Origin of the sequence: Nocardioides sp., from assembly GCA_037045645.1 — a bacterium.
In the GTDB taxonomy this organism is placed as follows: domain Bacteria; phylum Actinomycetota; class Actinomycetes; order Propionibacteriales; family Nocardioidaceae; genus Nocardioides.
The window spans coordinates 1,903,331-1,921,530 of the sequence record JBAOIH010000001.1 but is presented as its reverse complement, the minus strand read 5'-3'; the positions used below and the strand labels follow the sequence as shown (position 1 = coordinate 1,921,530).

The window sequence follows — 18,200 nt, the reverse complement described above, 5'->3', positions numbered from 1 at the left end:
AGTCGAGGTGGCAACGACTTGGCGCCAGCCGGCGTACAGCAGCAAGAGAGTTAGGATCCAACGTGGCCGAGGAAGGTCGACGCAGCCAGCGTCCCTCGAGTGGGCGTCCGCGCCAGGGCGGTTCCCCGCGGGGCTCAGACCAGCGCGGCGGGTCCGCGTCGCGCGGTCGTGGTGCTGGCGGTGACAATCGGGGCCGCGCGCCTTCACGTTCGGGGGGACGCCCCCCGGCTGGCGGTCGTTCCCGGGATTGGAGTCGACCGGCTGACAAGCAGGAGCCGCGTACGGCCGAACAGGCTCGCTATGACGGCCCGGCGATTCCCGAGGAGATCACCGGCAAGGAGCTCGATCGCTCGGTCTCGGCGCAGTTGAAGGGCCTGCCGGACAAGTTGGCCGCGCGAGTCGCCCGGCACCTTGCTGCCGCTGCCACGATGATCGATGACGACCCCGAGACGGCCTACCAACACACGTTGGCGGCGCGTGCCAGGGCATCGCGGCTGGCGATCGTACGCGAGGCGTGCGGGGAAGCGGCCTATGCTGCCGGTCACTACGCCGAGGCGCTTTCTGAGCTGCGCGCGGCAAAGCGAATGAACGGCGTCACGGCCTACCTGCCGATCATGGCCGACTGTCACCGGGCCCTGGGCCAGCCTCAACAGGCGATCAAACTGGCGAAGAGCCCGTCGGTGGCGAACTTCGCGCCCGAAGCCAAAGCGGAGATGACGATCGTGGAAGCCGGCGCCCGCCGCGACCTCGGTCAACTGGACGCTGCGCTGCGTACTCTCGAACTGGCTCCGTTGATGTCGAAGAGCCGCGCGCCTTGGGTGGTGCGGTTGCGGTACGCGTACGCCGACACACTTGAGGCTGCGGGACGGCGTACCGATGCGCTGGCCTGGTTCCACCGCACCCACGCGATCGACAGTGACGAACTGACCGATGCCGCAGAGCGGGCCGACCTACTCGAGCGTTCGGAGGACTGATCGTGGGGAAGATTGACCGCCCGACACTCGAGGGCTCGATCGCGGTGCGAGACGGCCGACGGCTCAGTTTTGCCGAGTTCGGTGCTCGCGACGGCGAACCGATGGTGTGGATGCACGGGACCCCAGGTGGTCGTCGCCAGATTCCGATGGAGGCGCGCGAATACGCCGCGTCGGCGGGCGTACGCATCATCGGACTCGACCGGCCCGGGATCGGCTCGTCGACTCGACACCTCTATCGCGACGTCTTGGACTTCGCCGACGACTTGTCGATCTTCCTGGATACGCTCGGGATCGAGCAGACTCGGGTGATCGGACTGTCTGGCGGCGGTGCGTACACGCTGGCCGCGGGCGCTGCGATGCCGGACCGGATTCGCGGCCTGGGCGTGCTCGGTGGCGTGGCCCCCACGGTGGGGCCGGATGCCGTCGGCGGAGGCGCCATGAGCCTCGCCTTGGCGCTGGCGCCATTGCTGGCGGTGGGACGGGTGCCCTTGAGTCTCGCGCTGGGTCAGGGGATTCGCGTGTTGCGGCCGCTGGCCGGGGCCGCGATCTCGACGTACGCCGTCGTGCAGCCAGAAGGCGATCGGCGCCTGCTGAGTCGGCCGGAGTTTCGCGCGATGTTCCTCGACGACCTGCTTAACGGGTCGCGCTTCCAGATGAGCGCGCCGATCCATGACCTGGTGCTCATGACTCGTGACTGGGGCTTCGAGTTGGCCGACGTGCAGGTTCCGGTGCGTTGGTGGCACGGCGATGCGGATCACATCGTGCCGCATGCCCACGGCACGCACGTGGTGAGCCGGCTTCCAGAGGCCCGATTCGCCACGATCCCGGGGGAAAGCCACCTGGGTGGATTGAGCCTGGCGCAGCAGGTCATCGAGGCGATGCTGGAACTCGACGGGATCGGGTCGTTGCGTACCCGGACCACGCCCAACGCTGGCAATCGGGCGACGCATCAGTCACAATAGGCACACAAGTCACATAGGTCAGCCGCTTACCTGACCTTCTGCACATCACGAGACCGCTGGGGAAGGCGAATCTCCGCCGAGCAGAAGGAAGGCAAAGCCGTGACCCAGCGCACCGACCCACACGTCTCGATGACCCGAGGCGTGTTCTTCGTGCATTCAGCGCCCTCTGCGATGTGTCCGCACATCGAGTGGGCGCTCGCGGGCGTCCTCGGCGCCGCGGTCAACGTCGAATGGGCCCCGCAACCGGCCCAACCCGGCACCTTCCGCGCCGAGGTGTCCTGGGTTGGCTCACCGGGCACGGCCGCCAACATCGCCTCTGCGTTGCGCACCTGGGGTCAGTTGCGTTTCGAGGTGACCGAGGACCCGACGGCCAGTACGGAAGGGGCGCGCTATTCCTACACTCCCGATCTCGGCGTCTTCCACGCTGTCACCGGACTTCACGGCGACATCATGATTCCAGAGGACCGCTTGAAGGCGGCAGTGGTGAAGGCTGCTGTCGGCGACACGACGCTGTTGCTGGAGATCGACAAGCTGCTCGGCAAGCCGTGGGACGACGAACTGGAGACCTTCCGGCACGCGGGGGACGGCGCCTCCGTTCGCTGGCTGCATCAGGTCGTCTGACGGCCGGGAGCGAGCGGGTCGGTCGGAAGCGACAGTTCAGCAGGTCGTCTGACCGCCGGGAGCGAGCGGAGCGAGCGGGTCGGTCGGAAGCGACAGTTCAGGCCGTCTAGAGCGGGATATTGCCGTGGGCGTTGCGGCGTACGCCGTCTCGCTGCACCGCGTCGTTGATGGCGTGCGCCAGCGCGGAGCGGGTGGCCGAGGGTTCGACGATCTCGTCGACCACGCCGATCTCCACCGCGCGGGCGACGCCGCCGGAGATCCGCTCGTGCTCGGCGGCAAGTTCGGCCTCGACGGCGGGCCTGATCTCGGGGGAGACCTCGGCAAGTCTGCGGCGGTGCAGGATGCGTACGGCCGCGACGGCACCCATCACGGCCACCTCGGCGCCGGGCCAGGCGAAGACCTTGGTGGCGCCAAGTGAGCGCGCGTTCATGGCGATGTACGCCCCGCCGTACGTCTTGCGGGTGACCAGGGTGACGCGGGGCACCACGCAGGCACCGAACGCGTGCAGAAGTTTCGCGCCACGGCGTACGACCCCATCCCACTCCTGGCCGACTCCGGGCAGGTAGCCGGGCACATCGACCAGCACGATCAGCGGGATGCCGAAGGCGTCGCACATCCTGACGAAGCGGGCGGCCTTCTCGGCTGACGAGGAGTCCAGGCAGCCGCCCAGGCGCAAGGGGTTGTTGGCGACGACGCCGACCGTACGTCCACCGAAGCGGCCCAGCGCCGTCACGACGTTGGGAGCCCAGCGGGCGTGGAGTTCGGCGGTAGTGCCCTCGTCCAGGACGGCTTCGACGAGGGGGTGTACGTCGTAGGCACGGCGTACGGATTCGGGCAGGTGGCCGGCCAGATCGCTGTCCTCGACATCGTCCACGACCAGGCTGCCCTGGGAGCCGAGCAGGTGCGCGACGTCGCGGGCTCGCCCGAGAGCCTCCTGCCCGGACTCGGTCAGGATGTGTACCACTCCTGAGCGGCGACCGTGTGGCTCGGGGCCGCCCAGACGCAGCATGTCGACGTCCTCGCCGGTCACGGAGCGGACCACGTCGGGGCCGGTCACGAAGATGCGTCCCTCCGGGCCGAGGATCACGATGTCGGTCAGCGCGGGACCGTAGGCGGCGCCACCGGCGGCAGGCCCGAGGACGACGCTGAGTTGTGGAATCTTGCCTGACGCCTGCGTCATGACCTGGAAGATCCGGCCGACCGCGTGCAGGGAGAGCACGCCTTCGGCTAGCCGGGCGCCGCCGCTGTGCCAGAGCCCGATGATGGGTACGCCGTCGGTCATCGCCCGGTGGTAGGCGTCCACCACGACGCGACAACCTTCGTCGCCCATCGCGCCGCCCATCACGGTGGCGTCGGAGCAGAAGGCGACCACCGCCGTGCCGTGGACGCGGCCGACCGCGGCGAGCATGCCGGACTGGTCGTCGGGCGAGATCGGCTCGAAGGTGCCCTCGTCGAACAGTGCTGTCAGCCTCGTGGCCGGGTGTCGCGGATCCTGTTCGCGGGGAAGTTTGGCAGGTTTCGCGGGGGCGGCAGTGGTCATCGGGTCACACGCTCCGGAACACGAGCGCGACGTTGTGTCCACCGAACCCGAACGAGTTATTGAGGGCGGCCAGCGGCCCGGCCGGGAGTTCGCGCGCGGTGACGGCCAGGTCGAGACCGACGTCTTCGGGATCCTCGAGGTTGATCGTCGGGGGTACGACCCGGTGGTGCAAGGCCAAGATGGTGGCCAGTGATTCGAGCGCGCCCGCAGCGCCGAGCAGGTGCCCGGTCATCGACTTGGTAGAGGTGACGATGGCCCGGTCGGCCGCCCCACCCAACGCCGCACGGATCGCAGCAGCCTCCGCGACATCGCCTTGTGGCGTCGAGGTCGCGTGGGCATTGATGTGTGCGATGTCGCCCGCCTCGGCGCCCGCGTCTCGCAAGGCCAGGCGCATCGCCCGGGTGGCTCCCTGCCCGGACGGATCGGGCTGGGCGATGTCATGAGAGTCCGCCGTGATGCCGGAGCCGGCGGCCTCGGCATAGACCCGGGCTCCGCGAGCTGCGGCGTGTTCCTCGGCCTCGAGTACGACCACCGCTGCGCCCTCGCCGAGGACGAAGCCGTCTCGTCCCTTGTCCCACGGACGCGAAGCAGCGGCCGGGTCGTCGTTGCGCTTGGACAGCGCCATCATCTGGCCGAACGCGGCCAGAGGCAGCGGGTGGATGGCGGCCTCGGTGCCACCACAGACGACGACGTCGGCTCGACCGAGTCGGATCAGGTCGATGCCGAGGGCGATCGCCTCGTTGCCGGAGGCACAGGCCGAGACAGGTGTATGCACGCCCGCCTTGGCGCCGATCGTGAGACCGATCGTGGCCGCAGGGGAGTTGGGCATCAGCATCGGAATCGCCAGCGGCGACACCCGTCGGGGCCCCTTCTCTTTGAGGCTGTCGTAGTTGGTCAACAACGTGGTGACGCCACCGATGCCGGAGGCGACGGCGACTGCGACGCGTTCGGCGTCGAGGTCGCCGTCGGCCAGTCCGGCATCGGCCCATGCTTCGTTGGCCGCTATCAGCGCATGCTGCGCCGAGCGGTCGAGTCGTCGCGCCTTCACCCGATCGAGGACCTCGCTGGGGTCGACCGCGGTGGGGGCGGCGATCTGGGTGCCCAACGCGGCGGCCCACTCCTGCTCCAGTCTGCGGACGCCGGAGCGTCCTTCGACCAGGGCGGACCAGGTCGTCGGGCTGTCACCTCCGACGGGGGAGGTGGTGCCCAGACCGGTGACGACGACACGACGCGACATGGATCAGGCCTGGGCCTTCTCGATGAACGACACGGCGTCGCCCACGGTCTTGAGGTTCTTGACCTCGTCGTCGGGGATCGAGACGCCGAACTCCTCCTCGGCGGCCACGACGACCTCGACCATCGACAGCGAGTCGACGTCGAGGTCCTCAACGAAAGACTTGTCCAACTGGACGTCCTCGACCGGGATACCCGCGACCTCGTTGACGATGTTGGCCAGGCTCGCGCGGATCTCTTCGGTGCTGCTCATATCAGGTGACTCCTCTTGGTTGGGTGCAAATGCGGGTGGTGCGGACGGTCAGGGAACGACGACGACCTGGGCGGCGTACGCCAGGCCGGCGCCGAAGGCGATCAGCAACGCCAGGTCGCCGGACTTGGCGTCACCCTCCTCGATCATCCGATCGAGGGCGAGGGGGATCGAGGCGGCCGACGTGTTGCCCTGTTCGGCGATGTCGCGTGCCACCTTCGTACGCTCGGGAAGCTTCATCGCGCGCGCCATGGCGTCGATGATGCGCATGTTGGCCTGGTGCGGCACGAAGACGTCGAGATCGTCGGCGGTGATGCCCGCCGCAGCCAACGCCTCGTGGGCGACCTTGGCCATGGTGAACGCCGCCCAGCGGAAGACGGGGTTGCCCTGCATGACCAGGTGGGGCATGCCGCCTGGACCGGGCTTCTCGGCGGTGCCCACGACATCGCGCCAGTCCTCTTTCTGCCGGATCAGGTCGAACTGTTCGCCGTCGGACCCCCACACGACGGCACCGATGCCCGGTGCGTCCGAGGGACCTACGACGGCCGCGCCCGCGCCGTCCGCGAAGATGAACGCGGTGCCCCGGTCGTGCAGGTCGGTGAGATCGCTGAGGCGCTCGACGCCGATCACGAGCACATGACGCGCACTGCCGCCGCGCACGAGATCGGCACCGAGGGTCAGCCCATGGCAGAAGCCGGCGCAGGCGGCGGAGATGTCGAAGGCGGCGGCATGCCCGGTGCCCAGATCGTGCGCGACCAAGGTGGCGACCGCGGGGGTCTGCATCATGTGGCTGACAGTGGCCACGATTACGGCGTCGATCTGGGTCGCGTCGATGCCCGAGCGAGCGATCGCGATGCGCCCGGCCTCGTCGGCCATGTGGCGCACTGTCTCCTCCGGGGTTGCCCAACGCCGGCTCTTGATGCCGGACCGCTGCTGGATCCATTCGTCGGAGGAGTCGATCGCGTCGACGATTTCCGCGTTGGGAACGAGCCGACTCGGCCGGTAGCCCCCGATGGCCAGGATGGCTGCGTGCTCGGCGCCTGGATTCGTACGCAGTGCGGGCATCAGGCAGCGCCACTAGGGTGCAGTCGCAGCAGGGGCTGGCCGGGGGAGACCAGGTCTCCGTCCTCCACCAGCCACTCGACGACCTGACCTCCGTGCGGAGCGGAGACCGGAGCGTTCTCGCGAAGGCTGCTCACGACGCCCACCTCGACGCCGGGGGCAAGGTCGGCTACGTCGCGGGCTTCGTCGGACACGCGGAAGGTGCCCTTCATCGGGGAGACCACGAGTCTCCAGGTGGGAGAGGTGTCCATGGCCGAGGGCTCTCCGTGCGTGGCCACGAAGTCGCGCGCCGCATCGAGATCGTCGGGCGTCTTGAGTGCGAAGGTCTCCACTCCGGGCAGCGCCCTCTTGACCAGGCCGGTGAGCACACCGGCGGGCGGCACTTCGAGTACGCCCGTCACTCCGAGGTCGCCCAGCGTGGCCAGGCACAGGTCCCAGCGCACCGGGCTGGTGACCTGGGTGATCAGCCGTACGAGCACGTCGCGCCCGTCGTGGATCACGCGGCCGTCCCGGTTGGAGATCACCGGGCAGCGCGGGTCGCGAGTCGTCACGGACCGCGCCAGGTAGCCCAGCCGTTCGACGCCTGAGGCCATGTGTTCGGTGTGGAAGGCGCCGGCGACGCTTAGGGGCCGCAGCCGGGCTCTTGCGGGTGGTGCGGCGGCGAAGGCTTCGAGTTGGGCGAGTGTGCCGGCGGCGACGATCTGGCCGGGGCCGTTGTCGTTGGCGGCGGTGAGACCATGCTCGGCGATGGCGGCGAGCACCTCGTCGCGATCACCGCCCAGCACTGCCGTCATGCCGGTCGGGGTCTGTGCCGCGGCTTCGGCCATCACCCGACCACGCTCGCGGACGAGCACCATCGCCTGCTCGGCGCTGATGGCGCGCGCACCTGCCGCAGCCGTGAGTTCGCCGACACTGTGCCCCGCGACAGCACCCACCACGCCGAAGGCATCGGCGGGATGGGGGAAGAGTGCCAACGCGGAGACCAAGCCGGTGGCGACGAGCAGTGGCTGGGCGATCTGCGTGTCTCGGATGGCCTCCGCGTCGGCGTGCACGCCAAAGTGTGGGAGGTCGATCCCGGACACTGTGGAGAGCCACTCGAACCGGCCGGCGAAGGTGGGGTCCTCTAGCCACGGGGCGAGGAAACCGGGGGTCTGGGCTCCCTGACCGGGAGCGACGATGGCGAGCACAGATTCAGTCTGCCGAGCCGCCCCATCCGGACCTGGCTGCGAGTCGTACGAAACTCGCCCCCGATGTTTTGTAGGAGTCCTACAAATCGTCCGAGCCGGACGCTGCCTCTTGTCTTCCCAGGACGAGCGCGAGTTGCAGGGTCAGCGCGTCGTGCGGGTCCGTGGCCAGGAGCCCGGTGGCGCTGCTGGCCTGCCGGAGGCGATATCTCACCGTGTTGGGGTGGACGAATAGCGCCCGGGCAGCGCCTTCGAGGTTCTGACCTGCGGAGAAGTACGCCGTGAGGGTGTCGGCCAACGTGGCGGTGGTGGCAAGTGGTGCGTACACCTGCTCGATCAGGAACTGACGCGCCAACGGGTCACCGGCCAGCGCGCGTTCGGCCGCGAGTTCGCGCGCGGCGACCGGACGGGGGACCGCCGGCCACCCGGCGGCCGCGCCGTGTGCCGCCAGGGCTTCCTGTGCCGACCTCCGAGCCTCGTGCAGGTCCGACACGAGCGGCCCCGCGACGACCGGACCGGGTCCGAAGTGGTCAAGGATCGTCTGGGCCGCGGTGGTGTCGCCGCTCGCTCCGCCCAACACCACCACGAGCCGGTCGCCCTGCAGTCCGCACAGGGCATCCATGCCGGCGGTGCGAGCGGATCGGCGTACGTCCTCGAACAGGTCGCCGGCGGGGCGTTGCGGGGCCGCGGTGCCAAGGACGACGCAGACGCTGCCGCGTTCGGTCCAGCCCAGGGCACCGGCTCGCGACAATGCCGCATCGTCGGCATCGGCACGGAGGGCGGCGTCGACCACGAGCGCCTCCAGTCGGGCGTCCCACGCACCGCGCATCTCGGCCGCGCGTGCGTACACCTCGGCTGTCGCGAAGGCGACCTCGCGGCCGTAGCGCAGGATGTGCGCGTGTACGTCGGCGGAGTCCTCGGGCCGGACGATCTCGTCGACGTGAGACTCGACGACTTCGATGCTCAACCGGATCAGGTCGACGGTCTGGCGCAGCGAGATCACCCCGGTCAGTGCACGGGGAGCCGAGCCGAACACCTCCGCGGCGATCGCGGACTTGTGTGACGAGTCGGGCGTGGCATACCAGTCCACGAAGCTGCGGATGCCCGCTTGCACGATCTGGCCGACCCAGGAGCGTTCCTCGGCGCGCAGGTCCGCGAACCAGGGCAGATCGGCCTCCATGCGGGTGGTGGCCGCGGTGCTCAACCGCCCGGTGGCACGGCGCAGCGCCACCGCCGAGGGCGCGTGCGGAGCCGTGTCGCCTCCGGCGTTCGTGCCCTGTTTCTTGACCATCTCGTGACCTTAGCGGAGTGGAGCGTTCCAATTTGCTTGCTGCGTCACGAATTCCCTTACAAACATGGGGTTTTGCTCCTCTTTTCGGCATTCATCTGCTTGACTCCTGCCGCAGCCAGGTCACGAGGAGGACGCGTGGGGTTCACTTCCAGTTCGCGAACCGAGGAACCGCAGTGGTCACGTGACCAGGACGGTTTTGAGGTGCGCAGCGTGGTCATCAACGGGCACGAGCGGGCGTACGTCCAACTCGGGCGAGACCTCGGCACTGCGCCGGTGCTGCTCCTGCTGCACGGGCTCGCCTGCGACCACACCACGTGGGCTCCTGTGCTGGAGTCGTTGGCGCGTCGCTACACGGTGATCGCTCCAGATCTGCTGGGGCACGGGGCGTCGGCCAAACCGCGCGCCGACTACAGCGTCGGCGGTTATGCCAACGGCATGCGTGATCTCCTGACGGTGTTGGGTGTCGAGCGCGTCACCGTCGTGGGGCACAGCCTGGGCGGCGGCGTGGCCATGCAGTTCGCCTATCAGTACCCCGAGCGCACCGAGCGGCTCGCGCTGATCTCACCCGGAGGGTTCGGCCCCGAGGTGACCCCAGCGATCCGGGCGATCACCACACCGGGATTCCAGCAGGTGATGGGCCTGCTGACGCTGCCGGGCGTACGACACCTCGGTGTGGCGTGGCTGCGCGCCCTGGCCGCCTCACGCCTGCCCTTCGTGCGCGACCTGGACGAGGTCGCCAGCATCTATGAGTCCTTCGCCGACCCACGCACGCTGGCCGCGACCCGGCACGTCGTACGCGCGGTGGTCGACTGGAAGGGCCAGATCATCACGATGACTGATCGGGCGTATCTGACCGAGCACATGCCGATGTGTGTGATCTGGGGACGCGACGACATGGTGATCCCGGTGCGGCATGCGTCGATCGCGGCCGCGATCGCGCCGTCGGCTCGGGTCGAGGTCGTGCCGAACGCCGGCCACTTCCCGCACAAGGATCATCCCGAGCGGGTCGTCAAGATCCTCAACGACTTCGTGAAGTCGACCTCGCCCGCCACGCACGACGACAGCGTCTGGCGCGCGCACCTGGCGTCGGGTGGCAACCCGGACCTGCGTCGGGCACAGGCGGGTGAGGCGCCGGTCGCCGCCTTGCGGCGGCTTCCGTCGGCCTGATCAGCTGATCAGGCGTCGCCGCCCTCCTGCTTCACCCCCGACACTGCGGTCGGGTCGTCGATCCGGTAGGTGTCGAAGGCCTTCTGTACGAGGTCGCGCGACACCTTGCCGTCGTCGGCTAGAGCCTGGAGCGCCTGGACGACGACCGACTCGGCGTCGACGTGGAAGTAGCGTCGAGCAGCAGGGCGGGTATCGGCGAAGCCGTAGCCGTCCGTGCCGAGCACCCGATAGTCGCGCGGGATCCAGCGCGCCAGTTGCAACGGTACGGCGGCCTGGTAGTCCGACACGGCGACGACCGGGCCCGCCACGTCCTTGAGCTTGTCGGCGACGTAGGCGTGCCGCGGCTCGGCCGACGGGTTGAGCAGGTTCCACTCCTCGGCCGCGACGGCGTCGCGCGCCAACTCGTTCCACGAGGTGACCGACCAGATGTCGGCGGCGACGCCCCAATCCTCGGCGAGCAACTTCTGCGCCTTCTGGATCCACGGGAACGCGACACCGCTGGCGAGCAACTGCACCCGAGGAGCCTCGCTCGCGACACCTTCGGGCGGGGTGGCGAAGTGGTAGAGACCCTTCAACAAGCCTTCGACGTCGAGGTTCTCGGGCTCCTTGGGCATCACGACGGGCTCGTTGTAGACCGTGAGGTAGAACACGACGTTCTCGCCGTGCGGGTGCTCCTGCGTCGAGCCGTACATCCGTCGCAGACCGTCCTGGACGATGTGCGAGACCTCGTGAGCCATGGCGGGGTCGTAGTGCACCACGCCGGGGTTGGTCGCGGCCAGCAACGGTGAGTGGCCGTCGGCGTGTTGCAGACCCTCGCCCGTCAGGGTCGTACGGCCGGCGGTGGCGCCGATCAGGAAGCCGCGGGCGAGTTGGTCGGTCATCGCCCAGATCGAGTCACCGGTGCGTTGGAAGCCGAACATCGAATAGAAGATGTAGACCGGGATCATCGGCTCGCCGTGGGTGGCGTACGAGGAGCCGGCAGCAGTGGCGCTGGCGACCGAACCAGCCTCAGAGATGCCCTCGTGCAGCAACTGGCCCTGCGGCGATTCCTTCCACGCCATCAGTTGGGCGCGGTCGACCGACTCGTAGTGCTGTCCTGCCGGGTTGTAGATCTTGTTCTTGGAGAACATCGAGTCCATCCCGAACGTACGGAACTCGTCGGGTGCGATCGGCACGATCCGGTGCCCGATCTCGGGGTCCTTCATCAGGTCGCGCAGCAGGCGTACGAAGGCCATCGTGGTGGCGATGGCGTTCTTGCCCGAGCCCTGTTTGAGCTCGTCGTACATCTCGTCGCCCGGCAAGGTGAGCGGCTTGGCGTTCACGGTGCGGTGTGGGTTGGGCCCGCCGAGTGCGTTGCGCCGGTCACGCAGATATTCGATGACCTCGGAGTCTTCGCCGGGGTGATAGAAGGGCGCCGTGCCGTCGTTCTCATAGGTCTTGTCGATGAGTTCGTCGCTGATCGGCAGCCGGACGCGGTCACGGAACTGCTTGAGGGCCGCGGGGTTGAGCTTCTTCATCTGGTGGGTCGCGTTCTTGCCCTCCAACGCCTCGATCGTCCAGCCCTTCACCGTGTGGGCCAAGATCACCGTGGGCTGGCCCACGTGCTTGCTGGCAGCGTCGAATGCGGCGTACACCTTGCGGTAGTCGTGACCGCCGCGGGGGAGGTCTTCGATCTGCTTGTCCGACAGGTGCTCGACGAGTTTGCGCAGTCGAGCATCAGCGCCGAAGAAGTGCTCGCGGATGTAGGCGCCGCTCTCCACCGAATAGGTCTGGAACTGGCCGTCAGGGGTGGAGTTCATCTGGTTGACGAGTACACCGTCGACGTCACGGGCCAACAGGTCGTCCCATTGGCGGCCCCACACGACCTTGATGACGTTCCAACCCGCACCGCGGAAGTAGGACTCGAGCTCTTGCATGATCTTGCCGTTGCCGCGTACGGGGCCGTCGAGTTGCTGCAGGTTGCAGTTGATCACGAAGGTCAGGTTGTCGAGTTCCTCGCGCGCAGCCAGACCGATCGCGCCGAGCGACTCGGGCTCACCCATCTCACCGTCACCGAGGAACGCCCACACGTGCTGCTGACTGGTGTCCTTGATGCCGCGGTTGTGCAGATAACGGTTGAAGCGCGCCTGATAGATCGAGTTCAGTGCCGTCAGGCCCATCGACACCGTCGGGAACTCCCAGAAATCAGGCATCAGGCGGGGGTGCGGGTACGACGACAAGCCCGCCCCGCGACCGTGCTGCACCTCTTGACGGAAGCGGCTCAACTGCTGGTCGGAGAGCCGGCCCATCAGGTGGGCGCGCGCATAGATACCGGGTGCCGCGTGGCCCTGGATGAAGAGCTGGTCGCCGCCGCCAGGGTGCTCCTTGCCGCGGAAGAAGTGGTTGTAGCCCACCTCGTACAGGCTCGCGGCGCTCTGGTAGGTCGCGATGTGGCCGCCGACCTCCAGGCCCTTGCGGTTGGCGTTGGTGACCATGACGGCCGCGTTCCAGCGGATGATCTGGCGGACCTGGCGCTCCATCTCCTCGTTGCCCGGGAACCACGGCTCACGCTCGGGCGGGATGGTGTTGATGTAGTCGGTGCTGCGCAGAGCGGGTACGCCGACCGATGCTTCACGCGCGCGTTCGAGCAGTCGCAGCATCACATAACGGGCGCGGTCGCGGCCTCGCTCGGCCACCATCGCATCGAAGGACTCCACCCACTCCCGCGTCTCGTCGGGGTCGATGTCCGGCAACTGGGTCGGCATCCCCTCGTGGATCACGATGCGCTTGCCGGAGGCGGAGGACGAAGTGGAGTCAGGACCAGTCACAAGTCCCATCGTGCCACTGCCGGACTGCCCACAAAATCTACCGGGGAGTAGCCAGGCTTGCATGACCCGCCGATCTCCGGTGGACTAACGATGTGACTTCCACGAGCAACGCCACCCAGCTCGGCCTCTCGCGTGGAATGGTGGTGCAAGAACTCGGTTGGGATCAAGACACCGACGATGCGTTGCGCCGCGCCATCGAGGACGTGATCGACGCCGACCTCGTGGACGGCGATCACGGCGACGTCGTCGATGCGGTGCTGTTGTGGTGGCGAGCCGAGGACGGCGACCTCGTGGACGGACTCGTGGACGCACTCACGGATCTCGTCGGTGGTGGCGCGATCTGGCTGCTGACTCCCAAGGTGGGGCGTGCCGGCGAGGTGTCGGCGGCCGACATCACCGAAGCCGCGCCGATCGCCGGACTGAGCCAGACGACGTCGGTCTCGGTGAGTGGCGAGTGGGCGGCCACCAAACTGCTCGCCCCCAAGACCGTCGGCTGAGACGGTCATCGAATCTGGAAACCCCCACCCCCTGACGAACGTGAGGTAACTCGTGCTCGACCAGATCCTGTCGAGGGGCGCCTTCGCCGCCAAGGCCCTCAAAGTGCTCACCGAATCGGGAGTCATCGCGCCGTTCGGGCCCCTGACGTTGGCGCGGCTTGGTCGCACCGTGTTGGAGTGGGGGACGGGGCCCGCCGGTGGATTCCAGGCCCTGGCGGTGCGCTACCCGGATCGGGTCGGCATTGCGGATCCGCGTGGTGACCTGACGTTCGGCGAGATCCAGAGTCGTACGGATGCACTGGCGCACGCCTTGGCCGAGCGCGGAGTCGGTGCCGGCGATGGCGTCGCGTTGATGTGTCGCAACAACCGCTACTTCGTGGAGGTCACGGTCGCCGCGGCCAAGCTCGGCGCGGATGTGCTCTACCTCAACACCGCATTCGCGGGCCCGCAGTTGGTCGAGGTCATCGGGCGCGAGAATCCCGCCGTCGTCGTCCACGATGCCGAGTTCGCAGACCTGCTCGCCGAGGCGGAGGTCGAGCAGCGCTTCGTCGCCTGGGACGACGCGGGCGAGGAGGGTCCCGATCACCTGGAGGCGCTGATCAGCCAGGCACCGGCCACCCCCCATGCGCCCCCCTCGCGGCACACCAGGATCGTGATCCTCACCTCGGGCACGACCGGCACCCCCAAGGGCGCGCCGCGCAGCGACGCAGGCATCGACGCCGGAGTCGCGCTGATGGAGCGGATCCCCTATCGAGCGGGCGTACGCATGCACATCGCGGCGCCGATGTTCCACACCTGGGGCTTCGCCCACATGGCGCTGTGCATGCTGCTCGGCGACACGATGGTGCTGCGCAACCGCTTCGACCCCGAGGACTTCCTGACCACGGTGCGCGACGAGCGCTGCCACACCGCGATCGTGATCCCGGTGATGCTGCAGCGGGTCTTGGCGCTCGACTCCGACGTGCTCTCGGCGTACGCCTTGCCTGACCTCAAGGTGGTCAGTTCGTCCGGCTCGGCGCTGCCAGGCGACCTGGCGACCCGGTGGATGGACGGTTTCGGCGACAACCTGTATTCGACCTACGGCTCGACCGAGGTGGCGTACGGCTCCATCGCGACTCCGCGCAATCTGCGCAGGTCGCCGTCGACCGCTGGCCGACCGCCGTTGGGCACGGACGTACGCATCCTGGACGACTCGGGGGCAGAGGTGAAGACCGGAACGCCGGGGCGAATCTTCGTACGTAACTCGATGCTCTTCGAGGGTTACACCAATGGCGAGACCAAGGACGTCATCGACGGTCTGATGTCCACGGGGGATGTCGGACGCTTCGACGAGCACGGTCTGCTCTTCGTGGAGGGTCGCGACGACGAGATGATCGTGTCCGGGGGAGAGAACGTCTTCCCCAGGGAGATCGAGGACTGCCTGGCGCGCCATGCGGCGGTCAATGAGGCTGCTGCCCTGGGCGTCCCCGACGACGACTTCGGTCAGCGTCTGCGCGCCTTCGTGGTGCTCGCTGACCAGTCGGTCACCGAGGACGACCTCAAGGCATGGGTGCGCGATAACCTCGCGCGTTACAAGGTCCCGCGCGAGATCGTCTTCGTGGACGAGTTGCCGCGCAACGCCACCGGCAAGATCCTCAAGCGAGAACTGGCCGAACGCTGACTGGCTAGGCTGCCCGCGTGACCCAGCCTGCCGCCCCCGCCGTCGCCGAACTCTTCGTGGGTGATCGTGCGCCCGACTTCACGCTTCGCGACCAGTTCGGTCAAGACGTCAGCCTGTCGAACTTCCGCGGGAGCAAGGCCGTCGCCGTACTGTTCTATCCCTTCGCGTTCTCGGGCGTGTGCACCGGGGAGATGGCGGGGATTCGCGATCGACTGGCCGAGTTCTTGACCTTCGACACCGAGGTCGTGGCGATCTCGTGCGACCCGGTCTATGCGCTGCGCGGTTGGGCCGAGGCAGACGGACTCAACTTCGCGCTGCTGTCGGACTTCTGGCCGCACGGCGCGGTCTCCCAGGCGTACGGCGTCTTCGATCCGACCAAGGGTTGCCCACGCCGCTCGTCGTACGTCATCGATCGCGACGGCGTTATCCGCTGGGCTGTGCACAACCCGAGCTTCGCAGGCGCGCGATCTCGACGAGCATCTGCGTCAGTTACACGCACTCGCGTGACGCTCGCACGACGGATTCCGTTGTCCAAAGGCCGGTGGGCTAGTGCCGCGTGTCGTAAGTTCCTAGATAGTTGGGATCTGAAATCATGAGGCATGGCGAATCGTCCTGCTCCTGCATTGGTTCTGCGTCCAGGCGATCGCGAGGAGCTTGAGCGGTGGGCCCGGGCTTCGACGGTGCCGGCGTCGGCGGCGAAGCGGGCGCGGATCGTGTTGCTCGCGGCCGACGGGGTGGCGAATACGCGGATCGCGGAGTTGGTCGGTGCGACGGTGACCACGGTGCTGGGCTGGCGGGATCGCTACCAGTCCAAGGGACTGGCGGGGCTGGCAGATGCTCCGCGTTCGGGACGTCCGCGGGAGCTTCGATCACCGGGCGATCGTGGCCGAGACGTTGAAGCCGCCACCGAAGAAACTCGGTGTCACGCACTGGTCCACCCGGCTGCTGGCCAACCGGCTGAAGATCTCCCACAAGTCGGTCGCCCGAGCCTGGTCGGCCTACGGCGTCAAGCCGTGGAAGGCGGAGTCGTTCCGGTTCTCCACCGACCCCGAGCTGGTCGGGAAGGTGACCGACATCTGCGGGCTGTACCTGGCGCCGCCGGAGAACGCGATCGTGCTGTGCGTGGACGAGAAGTCCCAGATCCAGGCGCTGGACAGGACGGTCCCGATCTTGCCGATGCAACCGGGCAAGGTCGAGCGCAGGTCGCACGACTACTACCGGCATGGCACCACCACGCTGTTCGCAGCGCTCGACATCGCGACCGGGCAGGTCACCGCGGCGCTCAAGCCGCGCCATCGTCATCAAGAGTTCTTGGCGTTCCTCAAGCAGATCGAGCGGGCCTACCGCGACGTCCGCGACGCCGACGGGCAGCCGGTCGAGCTGCACTTGGTGATGGACAACTACGCCGCGCACAAGCACCTGAACGTGAAGACCTGGCTGGCCGACAACCCGCGCTTCGTCGTGCACTTCACCCCGACCCATGCCTCCTGGATGAACCTGGTCGAGGTCTGGTTCGGCATCGTCGAGCGGCAGGCGATCCGCCGCGGGGTGTTCAAGTCGGTCAAGGACCTCAACGCCAAGATCCGCGCCTTCATCGACGGCTGGCACGAAAGAGCGCATCCGTTCGTGTGGACCAAGACCGCCGATCAGATCCTGGCGAAGGCCAACCGTCCAACAACTTCAAATCCGCGGCACTAGACATTTAGTGGGATTTTGGACGAAATCCGCCGATTCGCTTGGCGAAACCCGCAACGCCTGACTAAAGTCAGTGTTGTTGAACCGCTGGTGACCCGAGACGCCAGCGGTTCGACTCATTTCCGGGTCATTTACTAAGGTGTGCCTGGTCGTCGCCTGCGGGCGAAGGGCGCATAGCTCAGTTGGTAGAGCGCCTCCCTTACAAGGAGGATGTCAGGGGTTCGAGTCCCTTTGCGCCCACCCATGTTGTGAGTCGGGTCATCGTTGATAGATGAGTCGGGTCATGGTTGAGAGTCCGGCCATCGGCCGGGCTCTCTTTTTTGGTTGCGCCAGTAGGTCTTGGTGGGGTCGATTTGGTGTTCGCTGAGGATTTCGCCGGTGTTGCGGTGGGTGATGGTGACGGTGTTGGCGTCGATGATCATGAGGATGGGTGTGCCTCGGTGGGCGTAGCCGATTCCTAGGTGGTGCATGCGGCCGGCGCGGCGCAGGGTTGCTTTGCCCCAGGTGTCGACGTGGTCGAGTCGGATTCGGTAGTGGGGGTCGGCTGGTGTGGTGCCGCGGGGGAGTGCCTTGGGGTGGTCTGTGTAGTGGCTGGCTGGTGTGTGGCCGTTGAGTGCGCGGTGGGGGCGTTGGTGGTTGTAGATCTGTTTGAAGTGGTCGAGTTGTTGTTGTAGTTCGGTGAGTGTGGCTGCTGTGGGTTGTCGGGCGAGCCACTTCTTGAGGGTGCGGTGAAAGCGCTCGATCTTTCCCTGGGTTTGTGGGTGTCCGGGGTGGCCGTTCTTCTGGGTGATGCCGAGGACGGCGAGGAGGTATTCGAAGGCGTTCTTGCCGCCGGTGAAGCGTGAGGTGTAGACGGACCCGTTGTCTGTGAGTGTGGATGTGGGTGGTCCGTACGTGTTCAGGGTGTCAGCGAAGGTGTTGACGACGTCTGGGCCGGTGACGCGGTCGTGGGCGGTGATGGAAAGCAGCATCCGGGAGTGGTCGTCGAGCCAGTTGAGGATTTCGATGTCGGTGCCGTCGGCTAGGCGCCAGTGGGTGAAGTCGGATTGCCAGCATTCGTTGGGTTGGGCGGCTTGGAAGCGGCGCAGTGAGGATCGTGGGCGCTTTTTGGGGTCTGGGGTGATGAGTCCGGCGGTGTGCAGGATGCGGCGGATGGTGGAGGTGGACGGGACGTGGAGGTTTTCGTTGTCGAGATGTTTGGCGATGGTGATGGGTCCGGCGTCCAGCCCGGCGTTGTCGAGTTCTTCTCGCAACTGA

15 protein-coding genes, 1 tRNA gene and 1 pseudogene are annotated in these 18,200 nt (G+C 67.4%); 9 read left to right on the top strand and 8 right to left on the bottom strand.

All coding sequences use genetic code 11. The annotated features are described in order from the left end of the window. The first annotated feature begins 62 nt into the window (after nucleotides 1-62). From V9G04_09505 to V9G04_09495, 3 genes are all read left to right on the top strand, one after another. On the top strand, nucleotides 63-974 hold the full coding sequence (locus V9G04_09505; protein MEI2713510.1) for a tetratricopeptide repeat protein: 912 nt from the start codon (nucleotides 63-65) through the stop codon (nucleotides 972-974). A gap of 2 nt (nucleotides 975-976) precedes the next feature. Then, nucleotides 977-1,936, top strand: coding sequence for an alpha/beta hydrolase (locus V9G04_09500; protein MEI2713509.1), 960 nt, complete (start codon nucleotides 977-979; stop codon nucleotides 1,934-1,936). A gap of 129 nt (nucleotides 1,937-2,065) precedes the next feature. Continuing rightward, entirely contained in the window at nucleotides 2,066-2,557 is a 492-nt protein-coding gene (locus tag V9G04_09495; GenBank protein MEI2713508.1) for a DUF3145 domain-containing protein, read from the top strand. Between the two features lie 106 nt (nucleotides 2,558-2,663). Here V9G04_09495 and V9G04_09490 read toward each other — a convergent pair whose 3' ends face one another. From V9G04_09490 to V9G04_09465, 6 genes are all read right to left on the bottom strand, one after another. Then, nucleotides 2,664-4,097, bottom strand: a complete 1,434-nt coding sequence (locus V9G04_09490) for a carboxyl transferase domain-containing protein (protein ID MEI2713507.1) — start codon at nucleotides 4,095-4,097, stop codon at nucleotides 2,664-2,666. A gap of 4 nt (nucleotides 4,098-4,101) precedes the next feature. Continuing rightward, nucleotides 4,102-5,334 carry a beta-ketoacyl-ACP synthase II gene (gene fabF, locus V9G04_09485; protein MEI2713506.1) on the bottom strand — a complete coding sequence of 411 codons (1,233 nt, stop codon included), beginning with the start codon at nucleotides 5,332-5,334 and terminating at the stop codon, nucleotides 4,102-4,104. A gap of 3 nt (nucleotides 5,335-5,337) precedes the next feature. Next, on the bottom strand, nucleotides 5,338-5,583 hold the full coding sequence (locus V9G04_09480) for an acyl carrier protein (GenBank protein MEI2713505.1): 246 nt from the start codon (nucleotides 5,581-5,583) through the stop codon (nucleotides 5,338-5,340). A gap of 48 nt (nucleotides 5,584-5,631) precedes the next feature. Next, on the bottom strand, nucleotides 5,632-6,645 hold the full coding sequence (locus V9G04_09475) for a beta-ketoacyl-ACP synthase III (GenBank protein ID MEI2713504.1): 1,014 nt from the start codon (nucleotides 6,643-6,645) through the stop codon (nucleotides 5,632-5,634). Then, nucleotides 6,645-7,829, bottom strand: a complete 1,185-nt coding sequence (locus V9G04_09470; GenBank protein ID MEI2713503.1) for an acyltransferase domain-containing protein — start codon at nucleotides 7,827-7,829, stop codon at nucleotides 6,645-6,647. Before V9G04_09470 ends, V9G04_09475 begins: the two co-directional genes overlap by 1 nt. A gap of 79 nt (nucleotides 7,830-7,908) precedes the next feature. After that, on the bottom strand, nucleotides 7,909-9,117 hold the full coding sequence (locus V9G04_09465) for a helix-turn-helix domain-containing protein (GenBank protein ID MEI2713502.1): 1,209 nt from the start codon (nucleotides 9,115-9,117) through the stop codon (nucleotides 7,909-7,911). 135 nt (nucleotides 9,118-9,252) lie between these two features. Here V9G04_09465 and V9G04_09460 point away from each other — a divergent pair, with 135 nt between their 5' ends. After that, nucleotides 9,253-10,284 (top strand): alpha/beta fold hydrolase, encoded by a 1,032-nt coding sequence (locus V9G04_09460; GenBank protein ID MEI2713501.1) that lies wholly within the window; start codon nucleotides 9,253-9,255, stop codon nucleotides 10,282-10,284. Nucleotides 10,285-10,292: 8 nt separating this feature from the next. On the opposite strand, the gene aceE is transcribed toward V9G04_09460, so the two are convergent. Next, on the bottom strand, nucleotides 10,293-13,028 hold the full coding sequence (gene aceE / locus V9G04_09455; protein ID MEI2713500.1) for a pyruvate dehydrogenase (acetyl-transferring), homodimeric type: 2,736 nt from the start codon (nucleotides 13,026-13,028) through the stop codon (nucleotides 10,293-10,295). 155 nt (nucleotides 13,029-13,183) lie between these two features. On the opposite strand from aceE, the gene V9G04_09450 reads away from it, so the two are divergent. The 5 genes and pseudogenes from V9G04_09450 (at nucleotide 13,184) to V9G04_09430 (ending at nucleotide 17,183) form a co-directional block, all read left to right on the top strand. After that, on the top strand, nucleotides 13,184-13,588 hold the full coding sequence (locus V9G04_09450) for a DUF3052 domain-containing protein (protein ID MEI2713499.1): 405 nt from the start codon (nucleotides 13,184-13,186) through the stop codon (nucleotides 13,586-13,588). 52 nt (nucleotides 13,589-13,640) lie between these two features. Beyond that, complete coding sequence (locus tag V9G04_09445) at nucleotides 13,641-15,248, top strand: AMP-binding protein (protein ID MEI2713498.1); 1,608 nt, start codon at nucleotides 13,641-13,643, stop codon at nucleotides 15,246-15,248. 17 nt (nucleotides 15,249-15,265) lie between these two features. After that, complete coding sequence (locus tag V9G04_09440) at nucleotides 15,266-15,844, top strand: peroxiredoxin (protein MEI2713497.1); 579 nt, start codon at nucleotides 15,266-15,268, stop codon at nucleotides 15,842-15,844. A 3-nt stretch (nucleotides 15,845-15,847) separates the two neighbouring features. Further along, nucleotides 15,848-16,946, top strand: a pseudogene (locus tag V9G04_09435) (IS630 family transposase). A 164-nt stretch (nucleotides 16,947-17,110) separates the two neighbouring features. After that, nucleotides 17,111-17,183, top strand: a tRNA-Val gene (locus tag V9G04_09430). A gap of 41 nt (nucleotides 17,184-17,224) precedes the next feature. Here the strand turns inward: V9G04_09430 and V9G04_09425 are convergent. After that, entirely contained in the window at nucleotides 17,225-18,196 is a 972-nt protein-coding gene (locus tag V9G04_09425) for an integrase core domain-containing protein (GenBank protein MEI2713496.1), read from the bottom strand. Between the last annotated feature and the right edge of the window lie 4 nt (nucleotides 18,197-18,200).